Annotated in this window: 3 protein-coding genes; all 3 read right to left on the bottom strand. The window is 63.7% G+C overall.

Annotated elements, in window-relative coordinates; all coding sequences use genetic code 11:
• Positions 1-2963, bottom strand: a 2963-nt coding sequence (locus QOC89_RS17115) for an efflux RND transporter permease subunit (protein ID WP_323046102.1), incomplete at its 3' end; no start/stop codon positions are given.
• Complete coding sequence (locus QOC89_RS17120; RefSeq protein WP_323046103.1) at positions 2960-6091, bottom strand: efflux RND transporter permease subunit; 3132 nt, start codon at positions 6089-6091, stop codon at positions 2960-2962. The genes QOC89_RS17120 and QOC89_RS17115, both read right to left, overlap by 4 nt.
• Positions 6092-6106: 15 nt before the next feature.
• Positions 6107-6822: efflux RND transporter periplasmic adaptor subunit (locus QOC89_RS17125; RefSeq protein ID WP_323046104.1), on the bottom strand; the 716-nt coding region annotated here is incomplete at its 5' end.

Raw genomic sequence — 6822 nt, forward strand, 5'->3', positions numbered from 1 at the left:
TTCTTGACGATACCGATCAGCAGGATGATGCCGATCATCGCGATCACCGAGAACGGTGTGCCGAAAATCAGCAGCGCCAACGTCGCGCCGATGCCGGCGGACGGCAGCGTCGACAGGATGGTCAGCGGGTGGATCGAGCTTTCGTACAGCACGCCGAGCACGATATACACCACGCCGAGCGCCGCCAGGATCAACAGCGGCACCGTACCCATCGACTGCGAGTAAGCCGCCGCTGCCCCGGCAAACGATCCGTGGACGCTGGCCGGCATGCCGATCTCGCGGATCGTGTTATTGATCGACACGGCGGCCTGGCTCAACGAACCGCCTGCTGGCAGGTTGAACGAAATCGTCGCGGCCACGAGGCCGCTCTGGTGGTTCACCTGCGTCGCCGTATGGCTGTTCGAGTACGAAGCCAGCGCCGCCAGCGGCACCATGGTTTCAGCGGACGTGCTGTCCGCGCTGCCGGTGGAACTGCCGCCCTTGCTGTTGGCGATGGCGTTGGTGGTCGCGTTGGCTTGCGCGTTCGAGTTGAGCGTGTTCGTGCTCGACGAGGTGCTCGTGGTGCTTTCAGTCGGCACCGTCACGCCCGCCACCGTTGCGCCCGGCATTTGTGTTTGCGCCGTGCCGAGTGCATTGCCCGCCGCCGTGCTCAGATAAATCTGGTTGAGCATTTGCGGGAACTGCCAGTAATCCGGCGCGACTTCCATCACCACGAAGTACTGATTGAGCGGGTTGTAGATGGTCGATACCGTCCGCTGCCCGAACGCGTCGTACAACACGTTGTCGACCTGATTCGGCGCGAAGCCGTAGCGCGCCGCCGTCGAGCGATTGATCTTCACGAAGGTTTGCAGACCGTTCTGCTGCAAGTCCGAGTTCACGTCGAGCAACTGCCCACGCTCCTTGCCGAGCGCCGCGACAAGCAGTGGTGTCCACTTGAATAGCGCGGCAGAATCGTCACTGGTCAGCGTGTACTGATACTCGGCGGCGGATTGACGTCCGCCGATTCGCAGATCCTGCTGCGCCTGGATAAAGAGCCGCGCGCCCGACACCGCATTAAGCTTGGGCCGCAGACGGTTGACGACTTGGGTCGCCGTAACGTGGCGTTCCGCGAGCGGCTTGAGTTCGATGAACACGTTCGCGCTATTGAGCGCGCGGCCGCCCGTAAAGCCGGCCACCGAATCCACCGCCGGATCCTTCTGCACGATCTCCTGCAGTTGCGTGAGCTTCTTTTGCATCGCCGGAAAGGAGATGCTCTGGTCGGCAATGATCTGTCCGATCAGGATGCCGGTGTCCTGCTCGGGAAAGAAGGTGGTCGGCACCAGCTTGAACAGGAACACGTTGCCCACCAGCAGCGCGATCAACAGCAGGATGACTAGCAGCGAATGGTCGAGGACGGCCGTGAGCGAGCGCGCGTACGCATTCTTGAAACGATCGAATTGCTTTTCGACCCACGTCGCCCAGCGGCGGTTCGAATGCCCGGCGTTCTCGCGGCTCAGCACATAGGCGCACATGGCCGGCGTGACCGTCAGCGAAATCAGCAGCGAGATCAGAATGGCGATAGACAGCGTCACCGCGAACTCATGGAACAGCAAACCGACCACGCCCGGCATCAGCATGATCGGCAGAAACACCGCGATCAGCGAGAGGCTCATCGAGATCACCGTGAAGCCCACCTCGCCGCTGCCTTTCAACGCGGCCTCTTTCGGACTCAGTCCCAACTCCATGTGCCGCACGATGTTTTCCAGCACCACCACCGCATCGTCGACCACGAAGCCGGTACCGATGGTGAGCGCCATCAGCGAGAGATTGTCGATGCTGTAGCCGAGCAGGTACATCGGCCCAAAGGTGCCCACAATCGAAAGCGGCAGCGCGACGGCCGGCACCAGCGTGGCGCGCGGCGATTGCAGGAAGATGAACACCACGCCCACCACCAGCAGCACGGCGATGAACAGCGTGCGCTCCGTGTCGCCCACCGACGCTCTGACCGACTCCGAGCGGTCGACCGCAACGCCCACGTGCACGCTGCTCGGCAGTGTGGCCTCGATTGACGGCAGCACCTGGCGGATCTGCGCAACGGTGCTCACGACGTTGCTGCCAGGCATTGGATACACGATCACGAGAATGGCGGACTTGCCGTTGAAAAGCCCGGCATTGCGGATGTTTTCGTTCGAGTCCCTGACTTGCGCCACGTCGCGCAACTGGACCGGCGCGCCGTTTCGGTACGCGACCACCAGATCGCGATAGGGCGCGGCGTGCGTGATCTGATCGTTCGATGTCACCACGTAGCGCTGGCCGCCCACGTCGAGATGGCCCTTCGCGCTGTCGGCGTTGGCGGCGCCGATCGCCGCGCGCACGTCTTCCAGACCGATGCCGTAGCTGTTCAGCTTGCCCGGCTGCAACTCGACACGCACCGAGGGCAACGCGCCGCCGCCCAGCGTGATCTGCCCCACACCCTTGACCTGGGAAAGCTGCTGCTGGATCACCGAATCCGCGGAGTCGTAGAGCTGTGCCTTGGTGAGCGTGTCCGAGGTCAGCGAGAGCACCATGATCGGCGCATCAGCCGGGTTGTACTGGCGATAGGTCGGATTGGCGCGCAGCGTGGTCGGCAAGTCGGCACGCGCCGCCTGGATGGCCGCTTCGACGTCGCGCGCGGCGCCGTTGATGTCGCGCTTCAGCCCGAACTCGACAACGATCATCGACGAACCGACATAGCTGATCGACGTCAGTTCCTCGACGTCGGCAATCGTGGCGAGACGCCGTTCGAGCGGCTCGGCCACCGTCGACGCCATGATGTCCGGGCTCGCACCCGCCATGTTCGCCTGCACCACGATCACCGGAAAGGCGATGTTCGGCAACGGCGCAACCGGCAGCCGGAAGTACGCGAGCGCCCCGGCGATCAGGATTGCAATCGCCAGAAGCGTGGTCGCGACGGGGCGCCGGATGAATAACGCCGAGATGTTCAAGGCGCCTCCTCCGCGCCGCCTTCAGGCGGATTCTGCGGCTTATTGCGGTTGCGCCAGCGTCGCGTGCGCTCGGCCATTCTGTCGAAGAACAGATAGATCACGGGCGTGGTGAAGAGCGTCAGCATCTGGCTCAGCGTCAGACCGCCGATGATCGCGAGACCCAACGGCCGGCGCAACTCGGAACCCGTGCCGGTGCCGAGCAGCATCGGCAGCGCGCCGAGCATGGCGGCGAGCGTGGTCATCAGGATCGGGCGGAAGCGCAGCAGCGACGCCTGGAAGATCGCCTCGCGCGGCGCCTTGCCGTGATTGCGTTCGGCGTCCAGCGCGAAGTCCACCATCATGATGGCGTTCTTCTTGACGATCCCGATCAGCAGCACGATACCGATAATGCCGATCACATCCAGGTCGCTGCCGGCGATCATCAGCGCGAGCAGCGCGCCAATCCCCGCCGAAGGCAACGTGGACAAAATCGTCACCGGATGGATGAAGCTCTCATACAGCACGCCGAGCACGATATATACCGCCACCAGCGCCGCGATCAGCAAATAGACCTCGCTCGACAGCGAATCCTCGAAGGCCTGCGCCGCGCCCTGCAGCGACGAGGTGATCGACGGCGGCAGATTCACCGCCTGTTCGGCTTGATGGATGTCTTTGACCGCCGTGCTCAACGACGCGTCCTTCGCGAGATTGAACGAGATGGTGACCGAAGGGAACTGCGCGAGATGGCTGATCACGAGCGGCGACTTGGTGATCTCGATCTTCGCGATGCCCGACAGCGGCACCTGGCCCGTACTGCTGGTCTGACTCGGCAGATACAGATTGCCGATCGCCTGCACGTTCGGCAACGTCTCCGGTTTGGCGACCAGAATCACGCGGTACTGGCTCGACTGCTCGAAGATGGTCGAGACGATCCGCTGGCCGAGCGCGTCGTACAGCGCGTTGTCGATCGTCGCGGGCGTAATGCCGAAGCGCGCCGCCAGTTGCCGGTTGACTTCGACGTTCACGCTGAGGCCATCGCTATTCATGTCGCTTTGCACATCGGCGAGCGACGGAATCTGCTTCATGCGCGCGATGAGTTCCGGCACGTACTTCTGGAACGCCTGCTGGCTCGGTCCACGCAATACGAAGCTGTACTGGTTCGGCGAGACGGTGGTGTCCAGCGTCAGATCCTGCTCAGGCTGCATGTAGAGCCTGACGCCCGGCACATTCGCCACTTCCTGCTGCAGACGCCGCGCCACTTCTTGCGCCGTGTCGGAACGCTTGTCGCGGTCGCGCAGATTGATCAGGAAGCGGCCATTGTTCAGCGTCGAGTTGGTGCCGTCGATCCCCACATAGGAGGTGAGCGAGACGACGTCCGGGTCTTTCAGAATCGAATCGGCAAGCGCGCTCTGGCGATTCACCATCGCGGCATACGACACCGAGTTGTCGGCCACGCTGATCCCCTCGATCACGCCGACGTCCTGCACCGGAAAGAGACCCTTCGGAATCACCACGTACAGCAGACCGGTCAGCACGACGGTGCCGATCGCCACCATCAGCGTCAGCACCTGGTGATCCAGCACCCAGCGCAGGCCGCTTTCATACGCGTTGAGGGTTTTGTCGAACAGCCCTTCGCTGATCCGCTCGAAGCGGCTCGGATGACGTTCGGCCTGCGCGCGCAACATGCGCGCACACAGCATCGGCACTACGGTCAGCGAGACGATCGCGGAAATCACGATGGTGACCGCGAGCGTCACCGCGAATTCGCTGAACAGACGACCGATCACCCCGCCCATGAAGAGCAGCGGAATCAGCACCGCAATCAACGAGATGGTCAGCGAGAGAATCGTGAAGCCGATCTGGCCGGCACCTTCCAGCGCGGCTTCAAGCGGGGTCTTGCCCTCCTCCAGATACCGCACGATGTTCTCGATCATCACGATCGAGTCGTCGACCACGAAGCCGGTGGCGATGATCAGCGCCATCAGCGAGAGGTTGTCGATCGAGTAATTCAGCTGGTACATCACCGCGAGCGTGCCGATCAGCGAGACCGGCACCGAGACGCTCGGAATCAGCGTGGCGGGCACATTGCGCAGGAACACGAAGATCACCGCCACCACCAGCACGATGGCGAGAATCAGTTCGAATGCCGCGTCGGCGACCGACGCACGGATCACGCCCGTGCTGTCCGATACCACGGTCACTTTCATGCCGGCCGGCAGCGTGGATTCGAGCTGCGGCAGTTGCGCCATGATCTGCTTGACGGTCGCGATCACGTTCGCGCCGGGTTGCCGCTGCACGTTGAGCACGATGGCCGGGTTGCCGTTGTACCAGGCGCCGCGCTCGACGTCCTGCGCGGCCTGGCTGACCCGCGCCACGTCGCGCATGAACACCGGCGCGCCGTTCCGGTACGCGATCACCGTGTCCAGGTAGTCTTTCGGGTCGGTGATCTGGTCGTTGCCGTTGATCGTGTAATCGAGGTCGGGGCCGTCGAAATTGCCCTTCGGCTGGCTAACGTTAACGTAGCTGAGCAGCGTGCGCAGATCGTCGATGTTCAGGCCGTAGGCCGCTAGTTTCTGCGGGTCCGCTTCCACGCGAATGGCCGGCACATTGCCGCCGCTCGTCGTCACCACGCCCACGCCCGACACTTCGGAAATCTTGGTGCCGAGACGGTTGTTGGCGACGTCTTCCAGCTGGGTCAGCGACATCGACTTCGACGTGACCGCGAGCGTCAGGATCGGCTGGTCGGCCGGGTTGACCTTGGCATACGTCGGCGGCGCCGGCAGGCCGGCGGGCAGGTAGCTGTTCGACGCGTTGATGGCCTGCTGGACGTTCTGCTCGGCGATGTCGAGATTCAGCGAAAGATCGAACTGCAGCGTGATGACCGACGCGCCGTCCGAGCTATACGAGGTCATCTGCTGCAAGCCGGGAATCTCGCCCAACTGCACCTCGAGCGGCGCCGTGACCGTGGTGGCCATCACGTCCGGGCTCGCGCCCGGATAAAACGTCTGCACCTGGATAGTCGGATAGTCGACGTTGGGCAGCGATGAAACCGGCAGCACGCGCATGGCGACGAGGCCCACCAGCACGAGGGCGATCATCAGCAGCAGCGTGGCTACCGGTCGAAGAATGAACAGACGGGAAATATTCATCGGCGCGCGAGCCTGCTACGACGAAGCAGCATCGGCCGACGCCGCCGATGCGGCAGCGGGTCCGGAGGCGGCAGGCTCCGCCGCGGCACCCCTTGCCGCGCCGCGGGCGGAGGCACCGGAGGCGGCCCCGGCAGGTGCAGGTTTGGGCTGGGTCGGCCGGATCTTGGCGCCGTCGTTCAGACGGTCGGTGCCGTCCGTGACCACCTGGTTGCCTTGCGAAAGGCCGGAGACAATCACCGTGTTCTTGCCGTCGCTCGGGCCGATCTTGACCTTGTGGACGGAGACCGTGTTGTTCGCGTTGACCAGATAGACGAAGTCGCCCGGCGCGCCGGTTTGCACGGCGGCGGTCGGCACCAGCACGGCGTTTTGCATCGTATCGACCAGCAGCTTGACGTTGACGAACTCGTTGGGGAACAGCGCTTCGTCGTCGTTGGCGAAAGTCGCGCGTAAGGTGACGGTGCCGGTGGCCGTGGCCATCTGGTTGCTGACGGCGTAGAGCGTACCGGTGGCCACCTCGCGCGCGTTGTCGCTGCTATAGGCGGTGACCGGCAAGGTCGCGCCGCCATTCAGACGCTCCACGATGGAGGCCAGCGAGTCCTGCGGCACCGTGAACTGCACGGTTGTCGGCTTGACGGTGGTGATGACCACGATCCCCGTCGACGATGACGCCGTCACGTAGTTGCCCGGGTCGACGAGGCGCAGGCCGACTTTGCCGGCGACCGGCGCGGTGA

This window comes from Paraburkholderia sp. (assembly GCF_034668105.1).
Classification (GTDB): domain Bacteria; phylum Pseudomonadota; class Gammaproteobacteria; order Burkholderiales; family Burkholderiaceae; genus Paraburkholderia.

What these genes read in the sequence shown, in the direction of transcription:
- QOC89_RS17120 (WP_323046103.1), bottom strand. Translation starts at nt 6,091, where the DNA reads ATGAATATTTCCCGTCTGTTCATTCTTCGACCGGTAGCCACGCTGCTG.